General features: G+C 61.1%; 20 protein-coding genes and 1 pseudogene. 3 read left to right on the top strand and 18 right to left on the bottom strand.

Features of this window, described 5'->3' with window-relative positions; translation table 11 throughout:
* Positions 1–132: pseudogene (locus tag QZY44_RS25065) on the top strand (IS5/IS1182 family transposase); the annotation flags it as partial.
* 175 nt (positions 133–307) lie between these two features.
* On the opposite strand, the gene QZY44_RS25060 reads toward QZY44_RS25065, so the two are convergent.
* The 17 genes from QZY44_RS25060 to QZY44_RS24980 all read right to left on the bottom strand — a co-directional run bounded on the left by QZY44_RS25060 (position 308) and on the right by QZY44_RS24980 (position 19,295).
* Positions 308–1,783: a protein kinase gene (locus QZY44_RS25060; protein ID WP_295454570.1), complete on the bottom strand. Its 1,476-nt coding sequence runs from the start codon at positions 1,781–1,783 to the stop codon at positions 308–310.
* Positions 1,780–2,355: a hypothetical protein gene (locus QZY44_RS25055; protein WP_295454568.1), complete on the bottom strand. Its 576-nt coding sequence runs from the start codon at positions 2,353–2,355 to the stop codon at positions 1,780–1,782. The genes QZY44_RS25060 and QZY44_RS25055 overlap by 4 nt, the downstream gene beginning before the upstream one ends.
* The gene (locus QZY44_RS25050; RefSeq protein ID WP_295454565.1) at positions 2,348–4,030 is read right to left on the bottom strand and encodes a DUF87 domain-containing protein; all 1,683 of its coding nucleotides are present in this window, start codon (positions 4,028–4,030) and stop codon (positions 2,348–2,350) included. Before QZY44_RS25050 ends, QZY44_RS25055 begins: the two co-directional genes overlap by 8 nt.
* A 3-nt stretch (positions 4,031–4,033) precedes the next feature.
* Entirely contained in the window at positions 4,034–5,170 is a 1,137-nt protein-coding gene (locus QZY44_RS25045) for a hypothetical protein (RefSeq protein WP_295454563.1), read from the bottom strand.
* The gene (locus QZY44_RS25040; protein ID WP_295454561.1) at positions 5,167–6,003 is read right to left on the bottom strand and encodes a hypothetical protein; all 837 of its coding nucleotides are present in this window, start codon (positions 6,001–6,003) and stop codon (positions 5,167–5,169) included. The genes QZY44_RS25045 and QZY44_RS25040 overlap by 4 nt, the downstream gene beginning before the upstream one ends.
* Positions 6,000–10,298, bottom strand: a complete 4,299-nt coding sequence (locus QZY44_RS25035; RefSeq protein WP_295454558.1) for a hypothetical protein — start codon at positions 10,296–10,298, stop codon at positions 6,000–6,002. Before QZY44_RS25035 ends, QZY44_RS25040 begins: the two co-directional genes overlap by 4 nt.
* Positions 10,295–11,344: a hypothetical protein gene (locus QZY44_RS25030; RefSeq protein WP_295454556.1), complete on the bottom strand. Its 1,050-nt coding sequence runs from the start codon at positions 11,342–11,344 to the stop codon at positions 10,295–10,297. The genes QZY44_RS25035 and QZY44_RS25030 overlap by 4 nt, the downstream gene beginning before the upstream one ends.
* A 181-nt stretch (positions 11,345–11,525) precedes the next feature.
* On the bottom strand, positions 11,526–11,855 hold the full coding sequence (locus QZY44_RS25025; protein WP_295454554.1) for a nucleotidyltransferase domain-containing protein: 330 nt from the start codon (positions 11,853–11,855) through the stop codon (positions 11,526–11,528).
* A gap of 76 nt (positions 11,856–11,931) precedes the next feature.
* Positions 11,932–12,312 carry a DUF5615 family PIN-like protein gene (locus QZY44_RS25020; protein ID WP_295454552.1) on the bottom strand — a complete coding sequence of 127 codons (381 nt, stop codon included), beginning with the start codon at positions 12,310–12,312 and terminating at the stop codon, positions 11,932–11,934.
* The gene (locus tag QZY44_RS25015) at positions 12,309–12,545 is read right to left on the bottom strand and encodes a DUF433 domain-containing protein (RefSeq protein WP_295454550.1); all 237 of its coding nucleotides are present in this window, start codon (positions 12,543–12,545) and stop codon (positions 12,309–12,311) included. The genes QZY44_RS25020 and QZY44_RS25015 overlap by 4 nt, the downstream gene beginning before the upstream one ends.
* A gap of 73 nt (positions 12,546–12,618) precedes the next feature.
* Entirely contained in the window at positions 12,619–12,864 is a 246-nt protein-coding gene (locus QZY44_RS25010) for a type II toxin-antitoxin system MqsA family antitoxin (protein ID WP_295454548.1), read from the bottom strand.
* On the bottom strand, positions 12,854–14,473 hold the full coding sequence (locus tag QZY44_RS25005; RefSeq protein WP_295454545.1) for a restriction endonuclease subunit S: 1,620 nt from the start codon (positions 14,471–14,473) through the stop codon (positions 12,854–12,856). Before QZY44_RS25005 ends, QZY44_RS25010 begins: the two co-directional genes overlap by 11 nt.
* 171 nt (positions 14,474–14,644) lie before the next feature.
* Positions 14,645–14,902, bottom strand: a complete 258-nt coding sequence (locus QZY44_RS25000) for a hypothetical protein (protein ID WP_295454543.1) — start codon at positions 14,900–14,902, stop codon at positions 14,645–14,647.
* Positions 14,899–15,333, bottom strand: coding sequence for a putative toxin-antitoxin system toxin component, PIN family (locus QZY44_RS24995; protein ID WP_295454540.1), 435 nt, complete (start codon positions 15,331–15,333; stop codon positions 14,899–14,901). The genes QZY44_RS25000 and QZY44_RS24995 overlap by 4 nt, the downstream gene beginning before the upstream one ends.
* Positions 15,333–17,468, bottom strand: a complete 2,136-nt coding sequence (locus QZY44_RS24990) for an N-6 DNA methylase (RefSeq protein WP_295454538.1) — start codon at positions 17,466–17,468, stop codon at positions 15,333–15,335. Before QZY44_RS24990 ends, QZY44_RS24995 begins: the two co-directional genes overlap by 1 nt.
* A 46-nt stretch (positions 17,469–17,514) precedes the next feature.
* Positions 17,515–17,946, bottom strand: a complete 432-nt coding sequence (locus tag QZY44_RS24985) for a hypothetical protein (RefSeq protein WP_295454536.1) — start codon at positions 17,944–17,946, stop codon at positions 17,515–17,517.
* A gap of 5 nt (positions 17,947–17,951) precedes the next feature.
* Positions 17,952–19,295 (bottom strand): hypothetical protein, encoded by a 1,344-nt coding sequence (locus tag QZY44_RS24980; RefSeq protein WP_295454533.1) that lies wholly within the window; start codon positions 19,293–19,295, stop codon positions 17,952–17,954.
* A 480-nt stretch (positions 19,296–19,775) separates the two neighbouring features.
* Here QZY44_RS24980 and QZY44_RS24975 point away from each other — a divergent pair, with 480 nt between their 5' ends.
* Positions 19,776–21,578: a DEAD/DEAH box helicase family protein gene (locus QZY44_RS24975; protein WP_295454531.1), complete on the top strand. Its 1,803-nt coding sequence runs from the start codon at positions 19,776–19,778 to the stop codon at positions 21,576–21,578.
* Positions 21,579–22,119: 541 nt separating this feature from the next.
* On the top strand, positions 22,120–22,290 hold the full coding sequence (locus QZY44_RS24970) for a hypothetical protein (RefSeq protein WP_295454529.1): 171 nt from the start codon (positions 22,120–22,122) through the stop codon (positions 22,288–22,290).
* Between the two features lie 188 nt (positions 22,291–22,478).
* On the opposite strand, the gene QZY44_RS24965 is transcribed toward QZY44_RS24970, so the two are convergent.
* Entirely contained in the window at positions 22,479–22,823 is a 345-nt protein-coding gene (locus QZY44_RS24965; protein ID WP_295454527.1) for an integration host factor subunit alpha, read from the bottom strand.
* Positions 22,824–23,068 lie beyond the last annotated feature (245 nt).

The raw sequence follows: 23,068 nt of genomic DNA, 5'->3' as shown, positions 1-23,068 counted from the left end.
CGGAAGGACACGATTGTGGAGCGGACCCATGCCTGGAACGAGCGCGCACGTCGCTTGATCATGCACCATGATCGTCTGCTGCCCGTGTCAGAAGCATGGGTCTGGCTCGCTGAGGCACGAATCTTGCGTTGACGGCTGACGGCGACGGCTTGATTTTGTCTATACCCTCTAAGTGCCCGATCCCGCATTGTTCTGCCCCCCACTTCACATAAAATGAGTTATCGGCCATCCCTGGTGTGGGCGAAATAATGCTTCGGTATAAGCCATCTATTGCTCTGCTGATAGTCACGACGTAAACACGCATCAGTTACCAAGCTCCAAGCAACTCGTAACGCCTTCGCTTCTGAGCCAACGCTTCGTCTTCGGGGTTGAGGCGTACGGCGGCACGGAGAAAGCCAGCCGAGGCATCATAATCCCTTTGCTGCTCACAGACCTGGATCAATCGCACGAGGATCTCAGGATTTCTGGGGTAGGCTCGATTCAACTCTTCAAGCCCTGAGCGCGCCGCTGGATAATCGGCGCGAATTCCGGCAATCGATGCCTCGCAGAGCCGGTGCTCCATCGACATCTCGCCTTGCTCCCGGGCAATGTTGAGTAATCGATTGGCCTTGTCGAGTGCCCGCAACTTCATAAAGACTTTGATCGCCTGGAGTCGCATTGCCTGACCTTCGTTGCCGGCAAGCAGGACGATTTCCGGAGTAGACTCGAATGCCTTGGTGAAATCGGACCACCGCCTGTGACGAAAAAGCGCATGAAGCTGCAAGGCCACGGCATTCATGTCGCCAGAGCGAGCGTGCTCCGATGCGGCGATCCTTGCGGCTCGGTCGTAATGACCGACTTCCATCGCTGAGATCACTTCCGTGGACCAGTCGGTCGTTTGACCAGGAGCCGCAGGCACGTCGGCCGAAGGAATGAATTCTAGTTGATGCCTGCTGGACTCTCGAAAAGCAGCCTTCAAGGCCCCGATTGAAGAATAGCGCTCGGCAGGGGCGCGACGCAGGCACGTAAGGATCACCTGTTCGAGCACAGGAGAGATAGACGCGTTAATCTCTCGCGGCTTTGCAAAGGTGGCGTGACGCCTAACCTGCGCTTGGGTGTCATGAGGCAGGCGGCCCGTCATCAACTGGTAGAGCAAGACCCCAAGACTATAGATGTCGCCCGCCAACAGTTCCTGAAAACTCCCTTTCCGCGATACACAGTCGGAGAATTCTGGGGCCGCATAGAGAACGGTACCCCCATTCTCCCGCGTACGCAGGTAGATCTCTTCGGGCAGCGCCGAGCTTCCAAAATCAGTCAGCTTCACCAGGTCGGACTGACCCACCAGGATATTGTGCGGCTTGATGTCCCCGTGGGAAACCGGCGGGTCTAGCGACGCCAGGAACTCGACCGCGTCCAGGACTTGGCCGTAAATGTTGAACAACCGCTGATAGGTATTCCCGAAATGATGGCTGCGATGCTCAAGCTTCTGGGCAAGACTCTCACTCGGGAAATACTCCATCTCGATCGCATACCATTCCTTTTCTGGCGGCACCCTACCCATGTCGAAAATCTTGATGACATTCGGGTGGCCTTCGATCCCCTTGAGCTCCAGCCCTTCCGCCAGCGACCGATCTTCCCTGGATAGTTGCTTCGGAACCTTTACCGCCACGATTTCGCCGTCGGAAAGACGTTCGGCGCGCCAGACCCATCCATGGGTGCCGTCGCCAAGACTCTCCAACAACAGGTATTTCTGACCGAGGCGTTTGTTGACCCCGGGAAGGAAATGGGCGCTCTGGGACTTCACCAAATCTCCTCCAGCAGACTCCTGTCGAGGCTCAGCAAGCGGGTACCACCCGAATTAAGGATTAGGCGGTGGACCAACAATGGCAGATCCTGGTACCCAGGCACCCTGACACCCGCGGCGTTTCTGAACCCGCTCCGAAGTAGTTCCCTGAACACCTCGGTCCGTGGGGCGTTGACAACCCCTTTGCTCCAAGCCGATAGCACCAGGAGGCGTGGATCGGTACCCCAGCGCCACGCCGCCTCCATGAGGTTCTGCAGCTTCGCCAGCAGCTTAGACTGGCCGCGCTCGCCGCCCTCGAATCGCTCGAATTCTACGAGAACGACTGGCCGCCAATCGCCACGCGTGAACCAGGCGGAGTCGGACCTGATGTCGGCGCCAGAGGCTGACGGTGCCGGCGCCTCCACGACCGCCGAGAAGCCCAGGTCGTGGCCGAGGGTCGTCCATAGGCTGCATCCGAGGCTGTGGACCAACATGTCCTCATCCCTGACACCGGGCTGAGCCAGCACCGGGTAGGACTGCGCGATAAACCCGCCTTCGAGCGCACTTCGAATTCGATACAGCGCGTCATTCATGAAAGCTGTCCCAGATGTTCAGGACCTGCGGAGACTCCCCACCATGCACTAGCGCCTTGGAACCCACCTTAACCAAGAGCGGCGCGGGGATGGAGCGCCCACAGACCAGTGCCTCCCCCGTCGAGAGACTCGGTAGCTCGTCCAGGTCCGCTTTGCTTACCATGTCCGATGCCTTAGCGATAAAGCGCTGATCGTCCGGATTCTTTAGACGCATGGCGATCAAGGTATTGCATTGAGACGTCACATCGGCGTCCAGCTTGGAAGGGCGCTGGCTGACGATGCAGAAGCCGACGCCGAACTTTCGCCCCTCCCCAGCGATTTTCTTGATCACCCGATGACTTACTGCCTTACCGTCTGCCGGGGCAAAGCTGTGTCCTTCCTCGTAGACCACGAAACAGGGCCTCAAGGGATCGTTCTTGCTTGATGCTGCGCGCAGGATCTCGCTGGACAGCAGTGCGCAAACGACCTGCTTTGCCGTGTCACTCAAGCCCTGAAGGTCCACCACGACGAGTCGTCCCTTACGGTTCGAAGGCCGCCCGATCATCCGGTAGATATCCGTGGGCTCGGCCATGGTCGCGGAGTAAAAACTCTGGGCCTCGTTCAAGACCCGGTTCAGCTTCATGGACGCCACGGCGGCGCTACGGCTGCTGAGTGCGTTCGCCTCCGCGTCCGTGAGATCGTCCCAACCTTTGATCTCCTCCATGCCTTCACCCAGCAGATAACGGAGCCGGTTGATGTCTCGCGGCTCGCTCTTGTCAGTCTGACGCCAATAGCGCAACGCGACATCGAGCACCCGCTGCTGAGGCTCCGTGAGTCCAGGCAGGATCTCCGTCACCTCGTCCATCTCGAAGCGGTCGAACTGCAATGCCAGGACCCGGTTCTTGCCGGCGTACTTGTAACGAAAGGATTCGTGCTGAGGGGTATAGATCTGGATACCCGCATCGGCCTCCTGAAGCCGCACCAGCATCTCCCTGACCTGGGCGATAGACTGACGATCGCGGGGGTCCTCGATCCCATCGAGTTCTGCGAAGGTCAGCCGACCTTGCGCCATGGCGCGGCCATACTCGCCATGAGGGTCGAAGACCACGACGGACCCGTTATTGAGTGCGACCAGCCGCTCGATGATGCGACCTACCGTATAGGACTTGCCCGAGCCGGTCATCGCCAGTACTGCCAAGTGCTCGGTGACCAAATTGTTCACGTCGATGTAGACGGGCACACGGTTCTCGCCTTGCTCGTAGCCGACCAGGTTTCCCAGGTGCAGACTTGTGTGCTCGTTAAATTGGTAGAAATCGCTCAGGAATTGGAAGTCTACGGTCTCGACGGCGGCACCCGGGTCAAGCGGTCGCCGCGGAATCCGAATCTGGCGACTGATCGGGTCTCGATACCCCACCAGTTCCAGATTCGCATACAGGTGCTCTCCGGTGACGCTAGCCCCCGGCAGCAGTTCCAGCTCGGTGACTGCATCCCCAAGCCCGGAGTTGAAGAGAATATTGGAGCGGTGGATGCGGGTTACGCGGGCCAGCACTGGCGCCTCTGGCTCGTCCTGACGCTCTTGATGAAGGATGCGCACAAACTCCCCCCGGCGTACCGAGAAGGACCCGTTCACCACCATGGTGAGCTTGCCAGGCTCCCCAGTGTTTCCAACCAACTTACCGAGCACACTGTGTCGCATCGTTCAATCCTCCAGGTCCAGACCACCGAGCCAGGTGTCTTCGATCTCGTTGCTCTTCATCGCATCGTTTAGCCCTTGACGGTAGAAGCCTGCGAATTGATCAAGGATGCGCAGTTGCTCAGCGGCGAGCAATTGGGGGATTGGGCGGGCCTGACGGCGATTCTGCATGTCAAGAACCATCAGCTTCCAGGCCACCTCGTCCAGAATGGCGCTGTTCCAATCGGGCTCATCACCCGTCAACTGAACCATTTGGATCGTGCTCGCACGCCCGCCCTTGAAGTGAAACCCAACGACACCGGGACCGGCCGCCTCCCTTGGTTCCATCCGGCTCTGCCCTTCTGAAACGCGAAACGCCATGGTACGAGTGAAGGCCCCGAGAATACCGTTGACGAATCGTTGGTCGCCGATTCCGGAGAGCTTGTCATCGAGCCCCTCGATGCCCCGCATCCGCTCGGAATCGTAGCCGTCGCTGGTCAAGAGCGCGCGGCGTCCGTCACCGCTTCGCAGGTCCTGGCGGGCAATGCTGACGATGGCGGTGAATCGCTCTGCAACGATGCTGGCCAGGATCGGCCCGCGCGGGTCCCACGGAAAGAGGTTGCCGCGGTACCTATCCCAAAAGGCGGCGATCAGTTCGCGGGTCTTTTCGTACTCCACCCAATGCTTCCGGTCGCGCTCCCGGGGGACCATCTGCCGGTCGATAAACAGTGGGGTATCGAGCAGGATAAGGGCTGAAGGATCGGCCACCTCAAGAAGCCGCTCCGCCAACCGGTAGCCGTGGCGCATCTCGATCAGCTCCAGGCGTTTGCGATGCGCCTCGAAATCGATGTCGTCCATCTCTGCCACGGAGTCACCGCCGCGCGTACTAAGCTGGTTTTGCCGGATCTGCATGTCGATTCGCACACCGGCTGACGCATAGATGAATCCGCCCAGCGCCTTCTTGATCGACGAATTGGTCGCCACCCCCGAAACAGTCAAATCCATGACGCTGGGTCGTGCCACCGCGCGTACCAACCCGGCGTCACGGAACAGCGGCGCGACCGATTCGATATCACGGATCTGCGCAAGGATGCGCCCGGCCGAGCCGGGCAGGCGAATCTGGCTCTCGATCGCCAGTGATTGGGCCAGGGTCTTGCCTGTCATGTGATCACCTCCCGCAAACGCTCGGCAAACCCCCAATAGGGCGAGGACCGGAGCGCTTGAAGACCCGCATCCGTCAGGCCGGTCTGATCGACATAGTCGGCCCCCCGCAATCGGCTCATGATCCCGTCGAGCTGTTCGCGCCCGAGTGCGACCACTGGGAACACCTCGGCCTCTACCCTTTGCATCACGTCGTCGGGATCGGCAGTTCCGTAGCCGTAAAGACAGACCATGACCCCGAACGCATCCTTACCCAGGGCCTGCCCTGCTCTTGTTGGACCAGCCGGCAAGGCAATGCTCTCCGCTGGCCCGGTATGAGCGTGCAAGGCGTCAAGCCAGGCTTTGACAGGACCTGCCTCGTCGAGCAGTGCGATGGACCATAGCGGCAGAGAGGTGGCAGCAAAGACGCCGGATCCGGAGTGGGTCTTCAGATAGCGGGTGTTGACCGTGCCATCGGTCCAGCGGTGGCCTGCCTCCCGGTCAAGATCGCCATCCCTGCCGACGATCATGTAGCTCACTTCATCGACCAGCAGGTCTGGGATACGCGCGCCGTTCGGCTCCGGCTTGGTCTCGCGGAAGGCCAGCTGCCAGTCCAAGCCGGACCAGAGTGCCCCCTCGGCGTAGGGGGGCAACAGCAGAAGGGTGCGCCCCGGCCGGGCGGTCCAATCGGTCAAGGCCTCCCGCCGATCATCCGGACCGACCTGGAAATCCTTGCCGATCGCCAACAGAACGCCAGATTCAGGGGTGCCATCCAGCGTGCTCTCGGCGCCCACGAGCGAGGTCAAGAAGCGGCCACGTCGGTGGCGCTCCAGGCCGCTGTCCAGGTAGAACCTCATGGACCGTCCCCGAAAGCGATACGGACCTGGAGGATGCGTCGCTTCACGAGCCCGTCGCGCTCCGCATCCGTCATGACGGGCTCACGCCCAGCGAGTAAGTCTTCGGCGATATCGCGCCACCGCTCGAGTGGGACTGACCCGGCGAGGGCCTGCCCGGCCTGCCCAGCCAGTTGTTGCAGCCATAGGTCAAGCTCCACGTTCATGTCGTGGAGCGAGAGTGCCTCCAGCCCCTCGACCGTGACCGGTGGAATCTCGCCCTGTCCGGTCGCTTTGAGCAGTGGGTTGACCAGCCTACGCAAGCCACCGTTGGCCGCCTGAACCTTCGCGGCACGGTAGGCTTGGATCTCGTTCTCGATCCTCTGGAGCCGACCCCCGAGCACCGCGGCCCTGGTATGAATGGGTTTGACCATCGACTCGGGGATATCGCGGAACGCCGAGAACTGCCCTTTGCGCGCTTGGAGCCGCATCCGCGCCCGCTGCTCATCGACCTGCTCTTCCAGCTCGTCGAAGCTCTCTTCCACCCGGCCTAACTGGTCCAGAAGCTGCTCCAGAAGGATCGGATGATCCACTTGCGCGTAATCTGGGGGAAGCGGCTCCAGCGCACCTTGGGCGTTACCGATGCGCTCGCTCACCTCCGCGGTCAGGTCGCTGGCCGTCTTGTAGCGGTCTTTGAGCTGCCGGTAGGCGTGGAGGATGTGCCCGTCGACCTCCAGGAAGGGGCGCGCATGACCACTCCTCAAGTCCACGCCCACTTCCCGCGCAAGCAAATCCAGCCGCTCCGCGGCCTTATCGAGCTTGAGCGCCCGCAGGAAATGACGCAGCGTCTCGGTGCCGGCGCTGTCCTCCTCCTTCTGGGTGTCGGTGTCGGTCGCATTTTCCAGGGCGCCCTGGAGGATGTTGCGAATGGTTTCCAGCGAGAGCGTGAACAGGCGCCGCGGGAAGGGCGGATCGGCGTCGGGGTCCGCCTCGATCTCTGCAATCCGACGGTTCACCTGGTCGGAAATAGTCCCGCCGGCACTCACGACCCGCTCGGCGAACAACCGGGCCTGCTCGACGCGCTCATAGAGTGACCGGGAGGGATCATCCAATCCCAATGTACGCACGTTGTCGATGCCGATCTTGGGCGTTTCTTGGGGCCTGACGCGATCGATCGACGCCAACATCTCCAGGCGCGCCCGCACGACTGAGGGCAACCGCTGGCACAGCGTGTCGTTCTTCGCGACCTCGGTCAGCGCCTCCTCTTCGGTCGTCAGGGTGTCCATAAGCTCGTGTGCCCGCGCCAGATACTCCAGCGCCTCGACCGTCTGGACCCCCGGAACCGCCGCCCCCTTGGGCGCGAATTTACCCGGAATCTGATCGCTCCCGAAGACCCGATCGAGCACCTTCACCGTTTCCCGATAGCCGTCCGGCGCCGGGCCATCGAGCCAGTTTTCCGCCTCCTGGAGTCGGTTCGCCAGCTCCGGGCGCCCGACCTTAATCCAGTGGGGCGTTCTGGCGCTGTCGTCCTGCGGCTTCAACAGATGAAGGCTCGCGCACCACCACATCCAATCCTCGAAGACCCCTTTGGTCGAGAGCCCGGTGACCGTCGCGAGATGCCCCCAATACCATTCGGCGCGGGCCTTCTCCAGAGTCCAGGAGCGCGGCTTGCTCGGATCGGCCATCCAGGTCAAAAATGCAGGGAATCGCGCCTGGGCCTGCCCGGGCTGATCGAGATCGATAAAAAGACCCGCGTGCTCGTCCTTGCCGAACCCCTGCCCGAGCTGCTGATCGCTCAAGGTCAGACGCGCGAACAGCCCCGCCAGAGACTCCGCATCGATACCGTGCTCCGGGGTGATTGCATGTAGCCCGCAGAGCTTGGGCTGCTCGATGGCAAACAGCTTCCAAGCCTTGAACAACAGATCCCGATCTTCTGAGTTGAGCTTACCGCCAGGGCGCAGCGGCCAGGCGATCAACCCTCGTCGGTCCAGTTCGCGGCGCCAGCGATGGATGGCCTGGTAGGCGAATTCCCGAATGGCGTTGAGACGGGCCTTAAACCTGCTGGTAAAGGTCTCATCCTTGATCTCCAGACCCGCCGCCTGCTCGGGCAGCAGACCGATGCGCTCCATGACGTCCAGCTCGGAGCTGTTCAGGTAATAGAGCAGAATGTCGCTTTTACCCCGAGTCGAAGGGTCATCGAAGCCGCCCTTCTCGTAGTACTCCAGGACCCCCAGCGACCCCGTGAACGCCATGACCGGCAGTCGCCCCGACTCCGCACCAATCCTCCGCACCAGGGCATGCAGGCTCACGAGTTCAGCGTTGCTGCCGACCCAGGCAAACCAGGCCTGGCCGTCCGGATGCAGCTTGAGTCCATCGCAGAACAGCAGCCGGCCCTTGCCACCACGGCCGCGTCCACGCTGGGCTTGTTGGATGGTCAGACCCTCCCGGTTAGGAAAGGCTGGCTCCGAATATTGCCAATTGCGATCCAGAAGTCGGAACAAACCCGTCAGCCGGGTGCGCGCCCGCAATTCGCGGTCCGTTCGGCAGGCGGACTCGAAGTCACGCATCGCCCCCGCATGGGCGTCAGCCAGGCCCGGGTCGCGAAAGATCATGGAGTTGTGCTGCTGCCTGCGGTAGCGCAGATCAAGACGTAACAGCATCGCCACGCTCGGGCCTATGTGGGTCGCCTCCTCGGGCGGCAATTCCCGTTCGGCACCCACCAGCTTCTGCCACAGCGCATCGGCGGCAAACTCCGCTGCCGGATGGTTGTAGATGAGGCCAACCAGGTGCTTGAATTCGACCAAGGCAAGCGGGATCAACAAGGCGCGAGGGTCGGACTCCACGATCGCGAAGGTGCGCAGATTCGCCAGCAGGGCATTGAGGTTGAGCCCCTGCTCAACGCCGGGATAGACCCACTCGTCCTTATCGCGCTGAAACTTCGCCTCCTCCAGTGCGCGCCGGCAGTCGATCCGATCCCAGAGCACCCGGCGATAGCGGCTCGCAATTGGTTCGCTATATTCATTGCGATGCTCCAGAAGCTCCGGCATCCGCGGCGGGCAGCCCGTCAGGGCGATCGGTAACTGACCGAAGAGGAGCCGACGTGCCAGACCCAGAAGGGTTTGGTCCTTGGTATCGATGCCCTCGATGGCGTTGTAGTCCAGCACATGGCTCGCCACCCGCCCAGAGCTGTCCAGCACGGCCGCGATAACCTCCCCGGTCTCTGGGATCTCCTTTCCCGCTGCGAGGAACTGCCCCAGCACCGCATCGACATTGGCCATCACCACGTTGAACCAACCGAAGTTGGCGCCGCTCATAGCATAGGCGGCCTCCACAAGACCGGTGGGATAGTCGAAGGCCAGCCGCTTGGCAGACTTGAGTTCGATCACGTAATCGGAGACGTCCGCAAAGGCGTTCGACTCAAGTTCGGCCAGCTCAAAGCGCCGTGCGACCGACTGAATCTCGCGCAACTGCTGACCCAAAAGCGGCGAGCACAGGGCGACATAACGCAGCCAGGGCAACTTGGCCCGCGGATCCTCCTCCTTGATCGCCTTGCCGATCAACCGGATCGCCTGACCGTCCAGGTGATTCTCCTGATCCGCTTCCAGCCCGAAGGTGGCCGCTTCCGCGACGGTCTCCAGTTCGTCCAGTACGATCAAGACATAGCGAATGCCGAACTGTCCGAGATACGCATAGGCCGACTGGACCAGGGTGGTGGCAAGCACAGGATCACAGTACAAATCCTCATCGGAGTGTCGGGCCTCGACCTGCAACAGCTCCCCGAGCCGAGCCGGCTCGAACCCCTCCGGCTCCAGCCGCCGCAACGTCTGCGCCGCGATGCGGCTCTGGATGGAGCCGTCGAACGCCTTGGTCGCCAGCGGCAACAGCGCCTTGTAGAGCCCGAAGCTGAACCAGTTGTCCGAGCTTTGGTAGTCGCTCGCCAATTGCGAATAACGGATATAGAGCCCCAGGTATTCGTCGCGGCGTTGGGCGCTGTCAAACAGGCTCGCATCCGTCAACTGGCCCGTCTCATCACGCACATACCAGCCCCGGGAGCAATCGTTGATCTGGGCGATCAACTCGTATCCGAGTCGCGACTTACCCCGGCCCCACTCCCCTTCGACCGCGAAGACGTGGGCAAAGCGATCCTGGTCCTGGTCCACCGTCCGGACAAACGTCTTGTAGCGACGGAAAAAGCGGCTCTGACCCACCAATGGGTCCCGCGGTGGGTAATCGGAGACGCCGGTCGCGGCCCACCGGTGCTGCTCCAGCAGACCGGTCACGTAATCGGCCGTCAGATCCATTTCTTTCACCTCAGTCATGATGCAGTCCCCGCCGCGCGTAACGACCCTGAAAACGCGTTGTCAACCCGCCCCTGCCAGTCGAGTCGCCACAGCTGCGCCTGCTCACGGATGGCACTGCGCAGGGCGCGGGCGTTGCGTCCCAGGCTGCGGGTGCCACTGATCCGATAGCAGGCGTCCGAGAACCCAGGGCTTAATCCGTACTGGCCCTGCTGGCCCGAAAGGGCCTCGTGGAAGTGCCACACCCGACGGCGCAGCAGCTCGCCGATCAGCGGCGACAACAGTGCGTTCAGCGCTGCCTCGTCGGGCTCCCGGGGGAAGAATCGCATCCCGCGGCGGCGCAGCAGTCCGAGCACCAGCCCCCCGAGTGACCCGCACAGCACCTCCGCACCATCGGCACCCGCCACCAGCACCTGGACCTCGGACGGGTGATGGGGGCTTTGCCCCTGGGGCAGCTCCAGCAGCAATCCACCGCGCCCCTCTGCGGCCCAGGTCTCCTGGACATAGCCGATGACGGCGAGCAACAGCGGCCAGGGATTGGGAAGGACCCAGTTGCGTAACGCGTCCAGGGCCTCGCGATCGACAGCGCCAGGCCAGACACCCGACAGCAGCCATTGCGGGTCGGCGGCGCACCCGGCCGCATCCGGGAGGGCGAGGAGTCGCCCGGCACACCAGTTGTCGTCTACGCGCTCGCCCGTACCGTCGATCGTGGACAGCAGCGGCAGGGGTTCATCCCGCCAGGCGTCCAGCACACTGGCAGCGGCCATCGCCCGCACCAGGCCCGGCGTCGCGCGCGCCTGCTCAGCGGGCGCGCCCAGGAGCTCGCGCTCGATGACGACCGCGGGTGTCGGGGCCAACGACTGCTGCACCATCGCCGTCTCCACCCAGCCGGCCGCCCCCTTCAGTCGGGTCACCAGTTGTACCAGTGAACCTGGGTCGGACAACTCCGCGGCCTCCCGGCAACGCGCCGCCAGAATGCGCGCCCACGCCGAGCGTAGCACCCCATCCCGGGCCAAGATGGCGGCGATCGTCTCGTCGTCCGTCGAGAGTTGGTCACGGACAGCCAACAAACGCCGGCTCAGGACCCAACGGGCCCCGTCCCCCCCCGGATGCACCAGACCCGCGAGCAATGGATCAAGCCCTGGGTCGCCAGCCTGGCAGGTGCCGCACCTGAAAAGGGTTCGCAGCGGCTTGATATTTAGCGTCATCATCGGAACAGATCCGTCTGCCCGAACGCAACGATCAAACTCATAACCGCACTCCATCGCGTTGAATAGTGGCGATCAGGGCCGGGTTCGCGAATCGCTCCGGGTGACTCCACTCCTCATCCCACAGCGGCAACGGGTCCACCAGAATGCCGGTCTCCAACATCACATCAAAGGCGAGCCCCGCCATCACGACCGCGGTGTCGATGCGATTACCCGGCGGACCGTTCAACAGCACCGCGAGGTCCGCATCGCTGTCCCGCCCCGAATCCTTACGCGCCCGGCTGCCATACAGCACCGCGCCGGTTACGTCGTATCGCTCCCGGACTCGTTCGAGAAAGCGCCGGGCAGTACGTTCGGTTTCAGCGTTCATTCCAGTCTCCACAGTCGTGAGCGTCAAGTCCGCCGTCCCTCGTGCTCAATTTCCAGTTGGCAATCAGTGAACCCGCTCACCGAATCATGCCCTCTCTCAGAGGCAACAGCCGGATACGATGCCGACGGGGATCGATCGTGACCAAGGCGCCCGACTCGAGCATCGGCGCAGTGACATCAAGAGCCTCCAGCACCGCCGCCCCCAGGAATTTCGGCAATATGTGCTCGGCCCGAACCTGAATGACGCTCGGTGCCGTGGCATTCGTCAGAAACAGCAAAGACCCAAAATCCAGATCATGTGTCAATACGATATGGTCGTTTGTGCGCGCCCATTCCATTATGTCCGCGTCCTCCGCACGAATGTCACCGATCCGGCTCCAGTGGATGGCGGAATGACCGGCCGCGCTCAGAAATCGCTCCCAGATTTCCGGCATGTTCATGTCCAACACGACGTTCATGACGCCTTGAGCACCAGATCATATTCCTCGGCACGCCAGGTCGCGTAGGCCAGGGCGGCGTAGATATCCTCGCGTTCGAGGCTCGGATAAAGCTCCAGCACGCTGTCGACCGACTCTCCGCATGCGAGTAAACCGGTGATGGTACCGACGGTGATCCTGATCCCGCGAATGCATGGCTTGCCGCCCATGACACGGGGATCGATGGTGATTCGCTCAAGCTCCGGAAAATTCATCGCTGATCAGCCTCGCATTCAAACGCTAAAAATATTCGCCTTTCTCATTCCCGAGCGGAACCGGAGAAACGGTTCAGGCCGCCCGGCCCCGCCATTCCGTGACCTCCACGTTGGCGTGCTTGGCGCGCGCCGCGGCAATGACCGACTCCAGGGCTTCGGCCACGCTGTCGTCGAGCCACTCCTCGCCGCACTGGTCACAGACCGTTGCCGGCACATGCCGCACCACGACCACGCCGAAACCCAACTCGGCAGTAAAGGTGGTACGCCCCTGAGTACGAGAACCACCACAGAGTGGACAATTCGGCTGGTCAATCGTCATCGTGCGTCATCTCCTCCGTCGCGCGCTTCAACACGTCGTAGAGCTGATCCAGGTCCTGGAAGAGCGGCTCGCCGGTGCCATCGATCCCATCCGTCTTGAACCGTGCCAGGATGGCCCGGTCCAGGCTGTCGTCGCCCGCATCCAGTGCCTGCTGGGCCTCGATGAGCTGTGACTCAGTGAGCTGGCCGTCGATGAGGGATTCGACGAGGGCTTTCGCCACGGCAATCAGTCCTTTGGCCCAAGCCCTGCGCTGCTCGGATTCACGGACCTTCTCTCCGATATAGCGCTCGGCCGGCTCCTTGAGCTTGGGAACTCGCACCAAGGGCAGGTCTTCAAGATTCAGATGCTTTTGAACCGACCCCACCGAATATCGGAGCAATTCGGACTGGCCGCATGAGGACTGTAGATAGGCAAGGAGGTAGGCACTTCTTTGATCTGAGCGCGTCGCGATCCGTGCGGACGAGCCGTTAATATTCCCATATTCGATACCTGCTGGGACCCGACCAAGCACCCCAACCGATCCAGCGATCCCCAAGACGAGGTCACCGGGATAGACTCTGGACTTCTCATGTTCTTTTTCAAAATCACGGGTGATGCGTGGCGCCGTCACCAAATTGGCAACACCATCTGCGATGTCCGCCGGTCGAAACATGGGGATATCGGCCCCGGCGACGTCAAGGGCGTCCGCCACCCCTCGAATGCTATTGTTGATCGGTTTGGATACCAGATCGCCCAGTCCCGTGATATCGAGCGGTGATCTATTTAGCTTTCGACTGCTTTCCAAATAGTGAGGCGCATAGGTTTCGGCATTCATTCGAGACAGTAGGTCAGTCGCCGTCACACGGATGGCGAACGTCTTTAGGCGGGGGCCGTCACCATTGCCGATGTCATAGCTGCGAACGCCTTCCAAGACGGCGCGATCGAGACTGTCGTCCCCCGCCTCTAGAGCCTGCTGAGCCGCGACGAGTTGTGACTCGCGTAGATCACCAGCGACGAGTAAGTCGACAAGGGCATTTGCAGAGACAGCCAGACTGTTCGCGCAATCGGTCATCCGTTCGGCTTGGCGGACCTTATTGCCGATATATTTTTGCGCGACGTTATGCGGTAAAGGCGCAGGCAAGTCACGTAGATCCTCTAAGTTCACACCTGGCTGAACCGTGCCGGATACAAAGCGCTGGAATAGCGCTTCACCGTAATACGAGTTCAAGTATGTAAGGAGAAATCTACTATCCGCTGGACCGTTCCTTCTTGCCGGAAGAACCGCACTATGCTGGCCGATAACCGCCTTAGCACCGTCCAAGAACACCGCAGCGTTGCCCACATAGCCACCTATTGCGACTACGATGTCTTCTGGCTCCAGTTTGCAGCGCCGGTTCTCCTGGAATTGTTCAAGTGAAATTGATGCGGCGTTAGCAGCATCGACTACCCAATCCTTGCAGTCTTGGAGACGAATGAGCTTGTATTCCGAATCCTGCCAGTCTGGACCACGCACCCCATTCGTAATACGCCTGCCCGGATCAACCAATTCGTCCAGTGTTCGGCTCTCGAATGCGTCGGTAATCCGCTTAGATATCGCCATCAAACGTGGATTGTAGAAGGAGCTATCCAATCGATGGCCCAAGTCTCCGACATGTACTCGTGATATAAACAAGTGGGCGCGCCCCGATTAGATATTTGATTTCCTGAACTCTTGTCGCCTCGGTCACGCCCTCATCCCCATCGCTTGTGGCGGAATGAAGATCGGCGCCTTCCGAATGCTTCGGCTCGTCTCCGGTTCAAGCTAACGTCCGACATGGTCCACTCCGAGTTCATCACCCGGCATAGGCACAACATCAGGTACCTTTGCCAGCACCTCGCGGTACCGGTCGAAATCCGCCCGCCGCGCCCGCTCGATCAGCAGTTCCTCGGTTTGCAGCGCGGAAAGCTTTTCCGCGATAGCCAGCGCGAGCAACTGATCCAGGGTGGTGCCGTCGCGTTCCGCGGCCTTGCGGGCAGCGTCAAGCAGCGAATCGGGTAGAGTGAAAGCATATTGCGTCATATACGCTGCCTCAAGGTGTCGAGAAAATGCGCAGGCCGGTAGACGGAAAGACCGAACTTCCGCGCCGCCGGATCGAAATCCCTCAGGTTGTAAGTGACGATGCCGTTGGCGCGCCCGTTGATCGCTGTCTCCAATACCATCTCATCGTCGTTATCAGAAAGTTGAGGACGCCAGAGGTAGTAAAGGCGCACCGGATCGCAACAGGCTATCCAGACATCCAACAGTGCATCGATGTCCCCGGGTGAAATGCCATGTGCCGATATCTGCTGGTCGCGCTTCAATACCGCCTCATATTCCAGCACCAGCGGCACCGAGAGGAGCGGCAAGAACCGCCGCTCGGGAAGCATGGAAAGGATCTGAAACCCCGCTCCGTTGCGACTGCGAAGGCCGGCGACCAGTACGTTGGTGTCGAGCACGACACGCATCACCATCACTCACCCCTCCGATACGCCCCGACGATCTTATCCAGATCATTCGCCACCCCCGCCGAGTAGTCCTCGACATTGTTCTTGACCAAATAGCCCAATGTATCCGCCACCGCCATAAAGACATCGGTCTGCTGCTCAGGCAGAAAGCGGTTGGGATCATCCTTGGCCGCCCGGCGCTTCTGCAGATAAAGGATCGAGGTCTTGGCCCCGGTGCCGGAGAGCTTGAAGGTATCGGCCGGCAGCGAGATCACCGCCTTGACGATGGCCTTGCCGCCCACGAAGTCACCAGTCTCTTCGTCCTTGCGGCCCATGATGTACTCGCGCACATAGCGGTCGCCCGAGTTGCAGAGGATGCCGTCCGGCAGGACGATGAGGAGCCGGCCGCCGGGCTTGAGCAACTGGAGACAGCGGTCGATGAAGAGCACGGCGGGGTCGATGGAGCCACCCTTGACCTGCTTCCAATTGCCCTTGTTGTCCGGTTTGCTGCCTAGGGCCAGACCGCCGGTGCTGGGATGCAGTTCATAGCGGGGCTTCTTGCCGGTGGAGCAATTGCGCAGGTCGGTGCGGTAGCCGGCCCAGATCGGGTTTCCGTCGGCATCCTGGTACAGGTCGCCGGTGTCCACCCATTCCATGCGTGCATAGTCATAATAGGCGTTGTAATCGGCAACCACCAGCTCGGCAGGCCGGAAGCCGCCCAGGATCTGCTCCATTTGTGTCTCGTAGTTCTCCTTGGATGCCTGCCCCTGCCGGTCCGCGCGGAACTTGGGGGTGCCGAAGGGCGGATTGGTGCAGATCAGGCTGATGCTGTTGGGCTTGAGCGCGCGGGAACTGAGCGAATTCTCAGTGTAGAAGATCTTGGCCTTGGTGGCGCCCTGGAGTGCCATGTTGACCCGGGCCAGCATGACCATGCGCGGCGCCGAGTCGGCGCCGATGAATCCCTGCTCGACGGTGTGCTGGAAGAGTTGCTCCTTCTCGCTGTCGGCGAGCGGGAGTTCCTGCTGGATCAGCGCCCGCAGGCGGCTCAAGGCCACCGAGCCGAAGCCGTAGCTGCCGCAGGTCGGGTCGCAGAAGCGGAAGGCGCCGGCCACCAGTTCCTGGATCGCCTCCTGATCCTGGGCGATGTCGTGGAAGGCGATGTCCAGCATGGCCTGCTTGACCGGGTTAGGTGTGAGATAGACCCCAAGCCCACCCTTGGACTCGAAGTTGGCCCGCAGGAAAACATCGAAGACCCGTCCCAGTACGTCGCCGGAGACATCGGCCAGGGTGCCGGCCGCCTTCAGGACCTTGCCCTCGTTGTCCGTCACCGGACCCAGGTCCTGCATGGCATTCAGCAGAAAGATGTAGTTCCTCGGCTGGGCGAGACGCAGGAAGGTCTTGTCGTCGAAGATGGGACTCGCGATGCCGTCGTCGGCCGTGACCACATAGTCCGGGTGGCCCTTGAACTGGTCGAAGGCGGCCTGAATGCGAGTCACGGCCTCGGCGCCATGGTCCTTGACGTACTGGGCGCTGAAGACCTCCCGGAAATTGAGTCGCTGACCCTGGTCGTCGAAGGTCAGCGCCGGGTCGTGATGGCAGCGGAAGGATTCCAGGAACAGGAGTTTGGCCACTTCCTCGATGATGTCGTTCTTGTCCGACACCCGGTCCTTGACGGTCTGGAAGACCTGCTCGTGGAAGGCGTCGAGCTGGTGCATGAGCTGGGTGTAGGTCTGCATGGACCACTTAAAGGTGGGATCCCGGCGCAGGCGGACATGGTCGCGGATGACCTCCAGGCTGGGAATCTCGTCCACACCATGGGTCCCCTCGGTGCCGTCGGCACCGAGCAGGGCGAAGCGCTGCTCGTTGGCCTCGTCCTTCAGGTGGGCGAAGACGGGCCACTCGTCACCGGACAAGTCGGTCAGTCTGGTCAGTAGGCCGATCGTCAGTTCGTCCAGGCGGGCCGGCTCAGAAAGCTCCCAGTGGCCGGGCTCCAGGGCCACGAGCAGGATCTTCGGGGTCGCGTTGCCCTGGACCTCACCCCACACCAGGCCGGCGGCGAGAAAGTCGTGCCCGGTTTCCAGTAACTGATCGGAAGCGAAGTCCGAGTAGCCGCTGCGTAGCTGCTGATAGCGGGTGTCGAGGGTCTTATCCATCGTTGACATGCTGCTCTAATTCCTGTTCGGACTCGTTTCTTGCGAATAGATGGAGTTAATGGATCAACCCGATCAGGGGACCCGTCAGCCGGAGCCGCGGGTGTGCCTGGACGGCGGCACGGATCATGGGTTCAGTCGCCACCAGGCCAGGGGGCAGCTTGGTGCGCACCAGGGCCAGCGGGGCGGGCTTTCCCAGCGCCGTCAGAACCTCGACGAGGACGTCGCCCAAGTCGCCGCCCAGGCCACCATTGGGGGAGGCACCGCTCCAGGCTGAAGACCTGGCCGTCTCGCCGATCGAACGCCGGTAGGTCGGATTGTCCGTCTCGGCATCCCGCGCTTTGATGTCCGGCAGGCTGAGCAGCCAGAGGCGTAACTGAGCCCGGTTCCAGGCGAGCCCCTGCCAGAGCAGTGGCCGGTCGTTCCAGAGATCGTCCAGGGTCCGCTCGCCGACGCTTAAGTCGGCACGCACCCGTGATAGCTCGTCCATGGCGCTCATTCGATCGGCTCCCTTTGCCCCACGTGATCGTCCGGGTGGATGTCCCGGTACAGCCGGCCGAGTTCGTCCAGCATCCCCCGCATCTGGCGTCTGGCGTCCCGTCGCTTGGCCAAGACATCTGCCAGGCGGTGGTGCCAGTCTGCGGCCATCCGTTCCTCGGGCACCGGCAGGACGACCCGCCCGACCAGACCCGGCTGGACGAAACGCTGCCCCGCGCCGGTCGCCAGACGCACCCATTGGGACTGTACCAAGGGCGATTCCATGAGCAGGGCGTAGGCCCCCTGGTGACGGTGGAAGCAGAGGGTGACCAGTTGCTCGCTCGGCAGGACACACGCATCGGTCGGTCGGTCGACGAAGGCGACCTTGGGGTCGACGGCAAAGGTGGAGACCAGCACGTCGAAGCGGGCGACGGCGCGCGTCTGGCTGCGCCAGGCCATCGCGTCCCACGCGGGGAGACACTCGTCGTAGCCGAACTGCCGGTCCAGGTCGCCGATGCGCAGTACGCGGCACACCGCGGGATCACCCGCCTTGGGCGCGCGGGGGGAAACTTGCGCAAGGGCGCCAATCGGTACTCCGACCCCGGACTCGACCATGGCGCGGGCGGCGCGGCGCTGTTCGCAAAGCGCCATGTTAAGCTGATCCTCCAGGTCCGGGGGACTGAACCAGGCCCAGCGCGCACCCTCCGGTGGTGAGTCCATCGAAGGGTAGAGATCGGGCACCAGGTCGGCGGTCCATTCCGCCACCTCCTGCCTCAAGCGGTAGATCTGCTCAAGGCCCTGGGTGTCCCGATCAAGGGCCTGAAACCAGTCCCGCGCCAGAGGGTCCATGCCCTCGGGCTGGGGCGCCAGGGGCATCTCGGTCATGCGGCGCAGCCCCACCCGCACCAGGGCGCCGATGGTAGGCTCGCTCTCCAGGTACTCACGGTAATGGGGCTGGTTCAGGCAGTAAGCGGCCCATAAAGCCAGCGCGGGCGCCAGGCCGCGCACGATGCCGAGATTGCCATCGACCGGGTGACGGCGATGGCGCTCACCGACCAGCGCAGCAGCCACGCTGCCGACCCGACGCACCAGGACATCCCCTGGCTGTACGCAGAACGCCTCGTCCGCGACCAGCGGGGGCAGCCAGTGCTCGACCTCGGTGCGCAGGTCCATGGGCTCGATGTGGCGCAGCCGATAGACAGGGGCACGCTCGATGCGCGGGTCGTAGCCGCTCGACACCGGGTTGCTGCTGACTCGCCACCCGTCCAGGCAGCGCCCAAGCGGCGCCCAAGCACCTGCGTGCCGGCCGAGCCAGGCGGCGCGGGAAAGGTGGTAGTCCGGTCGCCAGTCTCCGGCAAGCATCAGTTGCTCCGCTGCTATCCAATCTGCCTTCAATACCCTTCTACCTTACATGCTCAACGTGAAAGGTATGTACAGGTCTTGATGCATACCTCGCCTTAAGTTGTCCTGATCGTCAACTTGACTTGTATCTTAGTCTTACTTCTGCAGCACATCAACTAACAGCTTATGCGAGTCTAGACGCGTATTTTTATTTTCCTCTTGAGAAACGCAAGAAATGCGTTTATGATCCCTCTGGCGCGGAAAAGTCTCCCGCGCGAGTTTGGACGCGTAATATTTTTTGGGGGGTGCGGTGATGGAGATTCTTGCCGGGTTGGGCTTCGATGGTCGCCCTCCAAACCACAGGCCCCCGAGGCTCGGCGTGGCGGTGGTCGGCGCCGATGGCCTGTTGCAACTGCTGGAATTTTGGGCCGGCTTGGCGTCTTCGATCCCGGTCCTCCGGTGACTGCTCCTTCTCATAACACAAAGAAAAAGAGAAAATATATGGAAAGTCCCTTTCAGACCCGCCAACCAAATGTCGGAAGCAACCCGAGTATCCGTACACCACAGCGCGAGACGTACAGAGCCCTACTTGACTATGCGAGTAACCCGGCGGAAACGGAGCGCGAAGTTGGTATCGTGCTTCCGGTAGGTTGTGGCAAGTCGGGCTGCATTACGCTTGCACCTTTTGCTTTCCGCTCAGAGCGCGCTCTTGTAGTCGCGCCAGGTCTTCGTATAGCAGGTCAATTAGCTGCTGACTTTAATCCTAGCAATCCTGAGATGTTTTACCAAAAGTGTCAGGTGCTAACCGGAGGACCATACCCGGAACCCGTAGAGATTCGCGGTACCACAACAAACCGTGCGGATATGGACGAAGCGCATGTCGTTATCACAAACATTCAGCAACTTCAGGGTGATGCCAATCGGTGGTTGCAAACGCTGCCATCTCACTACTTCGACCTAATCTTGTTTGATGAGGGACATCATAGCGTCGCGGAAAGTTGGGAAACACTGAAGGCGCGCTTCCCAAATGCGCGGATCGTTAATTTCAGCGCGACACCACTGCGTGCAGATGGCCAAACTATGGCCGGTCGCGTACTTTATTCTTATCCGATTTTTCGTGCAATTCAGGAAGGCTTCGTCAAAAGACTTAAAGCGGTGCAGCTTAATCCGCGTACGTTGCGCTACGTTCGGCGAGAGGATGCACAGGAAATCGAAGTCAGTCTTGACGAAGTGCGACGACTCGGCGAAACAGAGGCGGATTTTCGGCGCAGCATCGTCACGTCGACTGAAACGCTGAACACCATCGTTGACGCGTCAATACGTGAACTCACCCGCCTCCGCTCAGAAACCGGCGAACGAAGACTTAAGATTATCGCGTCCGCTCTCAACTTTGAGCATTGCCGTCAGATTGTCGAGGCGTTCACTGCGCGGGGGTTAAGGGCGGGTTACGTTCATTCTCGCGAGGATGGCGCAGCAAATAATCGTATCATGGAAAGGCTCGACAACAACGAGCTTGATGTCATCGTTCAAGTGCGGAAATTAGGGGAGGGCTTCGATCATCCCTTCCTAGCTGTTGCGGCAGTGTTAAACATCTTCAGCAACCTGTCGCCTTTCGTGCAATTCGTGGGCCGTATCATGCGTGTAATCGAACAGAACGCGCCGGGGCACGTAGCAAATCAAGGGGTCGTCGTCTTCCACGCTGGAGCGAATATCGCGCGGCGATGGGGTGACTTTCAGCAATATAGCGAAGCAGACCAAGCCTATTTCGATCAACTTCTTCCGCTAGAAGGCCTAGACCCTGCCAACCCGCAGGGCGATCGCGAGATTACGCCTGTTCAGCGGCATGGCGATGAGATGGAAGTGCGGGCTCAGTCTGAAATTCAACTCGAGGAAATTCATCTACTGGAAGAGGACGCGGCAGCGGCAATTCGGCTTCTGCAAGAGCGCGGAATCATCTCCGGAGACTTCGATCCCGCTAGAGAAACGCTGCAACCAATACCGACGACACGGGTAGCACAACGGCAAGCGTTGCGTAGTGGCCTTGATATGCGCGTGCGTAACGAATCGGCACGTATTTTAAATCAGCGCGGCATCAATCCTGCTGGTCGTGAACTTGACAGGCGACGGAGTGATCGCGACAACCTGATTGTTCTGAAGTCAGCAATTGATCGACAGGTAAATGCCGTTGTTGGGCGTACCAATGGACAACGACATGAGTTCACGCGAGCCGAGCTAGATCAGATTGATGAAGAATTCGAGAATATCTTGGCCGCCGCCGTGCAGGAGGTATTTAATGGCGATTAAGTCTCTCGTTGTTCAGGTTGCAGTAGATACTGCTGGCAAGGCGCACAACTGCCAGGCGAACGCCAAGCATCGAATAGAAAAGGGTGACGTGCGCTTGAAAGTACGAAACAGACGGAGCTGGGATCACTACTGCCGCGCCTGTGCTGAAAACATCATTGCACGCGACATAGAAAAGTTGAGTGCCTTGCAGAATCTAGAACCGAGGGTAAACGACTAAATCTAAATGGCATTTGATACCAACCTGAGGTGGAAACTCAAATCCCAATCTTCTCTACCTCGTCAAGCGTCATGGCGTCGCGGCGGCGGTTGTAAAGCTAGGTTCAACCTAGCTCCCCCTCTGCACCAGAAACCCCGGCGGTCGAACTCGCGCGAGTCGGGTGGCTCCAAGGCATCGCAGGCCCTGCTTACACCGCCACATCCCCATCTGACCATCCGCTGACAGCCCCACTCAGGCTTTGTCTAACAGCCCTCCCTTACGCTGTGCCCAAGGTCGCGATCAACCGCGCCCTGATCACGCCAAGACAGCGTCAGGAGACCAACCATGCACACCTACCCGATCCACTCGCGCGACTCACGTACCACCCAGCAGTCCCGGACCGCGCGGCCGTCAAAGCCGGCGTCGCGCGACAGCATTGCGCAAGACCTGGCGGTCGCCGACAGGATCGCCCGCGCCTTCAACGAGAACGCCTCGCAGCTCTATCGCGGTATTTGATCGTCCGGCTGGACTCGGCCAGTTCCCCCACTGCGCCCGGAGTCGGCGCCCTCACTTGGGCACAGTTCCCCCCACTGTGCCAGAGTCAGCGCCCCGACTCCGGCCAGTCTCTGCCGTCCGCCGTGGCGGGCAAGCCTCAGCCCATGCACTCTGCGTTGCTGACCGGAGCCCTCTGAAGCATCACGTTTTCAGGTAACGGCGGGGCCTTCGCTGGACGCAACACCGTCGACACCGGCCGGCGCCTGCCCACCCAAGGCATCCATCCGCGCCTTGAGCTTCTGCCCGGGCCGGAAGGTCACGACCCGACGGGCCGTGATCGGAATCTCCTCTCCAGTCTTCGGATTGCGCCCCGGGCGCTCTTTCTTCTCGCGCAGCTCGAAGTTGCCGAATCCGGACAACTTCACCTCCTCGCCGCGCTCCAGGGTCTTGCGGATTTCCTCGAAAAATCCGTCGACAAGGTCTTTGGCCTCACTCTTGTTGAGCCCAAGCTCCTCGAACAGGTGCTCTGCTATGTCGGCTTTGGTCAAGGCCATCCTGTTACTCCGGTCGTGTGAAAAAAGCGGTATGCTGGCCCCGAGCCATAGTCAGGGCATAGATTTCACAAAAGGCCATCAGCGCAAGAAACGCCCCTTTTTCGATATGTGATCGAATGAAAAGACATGAGCATTTGGCGCTCGGTTGCATCTGCCCACCAATCGACCGAAAAACTCCAACCTTCCCGATTCGTAACTGTTCAGGTACCCCTTGCCAGACAGCCGTCTAGGCGTGTACTTTGGTG

The sequence above is a fragment of the uncultured Thiodictyon sp. genome, assembly GCA_903837595.1.
In the GTDB taxonomy this organism is placed as follows: domain Bacteria; phylum Pseudomonadota; class Gammaproteobacteria; order Chromatiales; family Chromatiaceae; genus Thiodictyon.
Note: the sequence above shows the minus strand (reverse complement) of the source record. Positions and strands in the feature narration are given on the sequence as shown.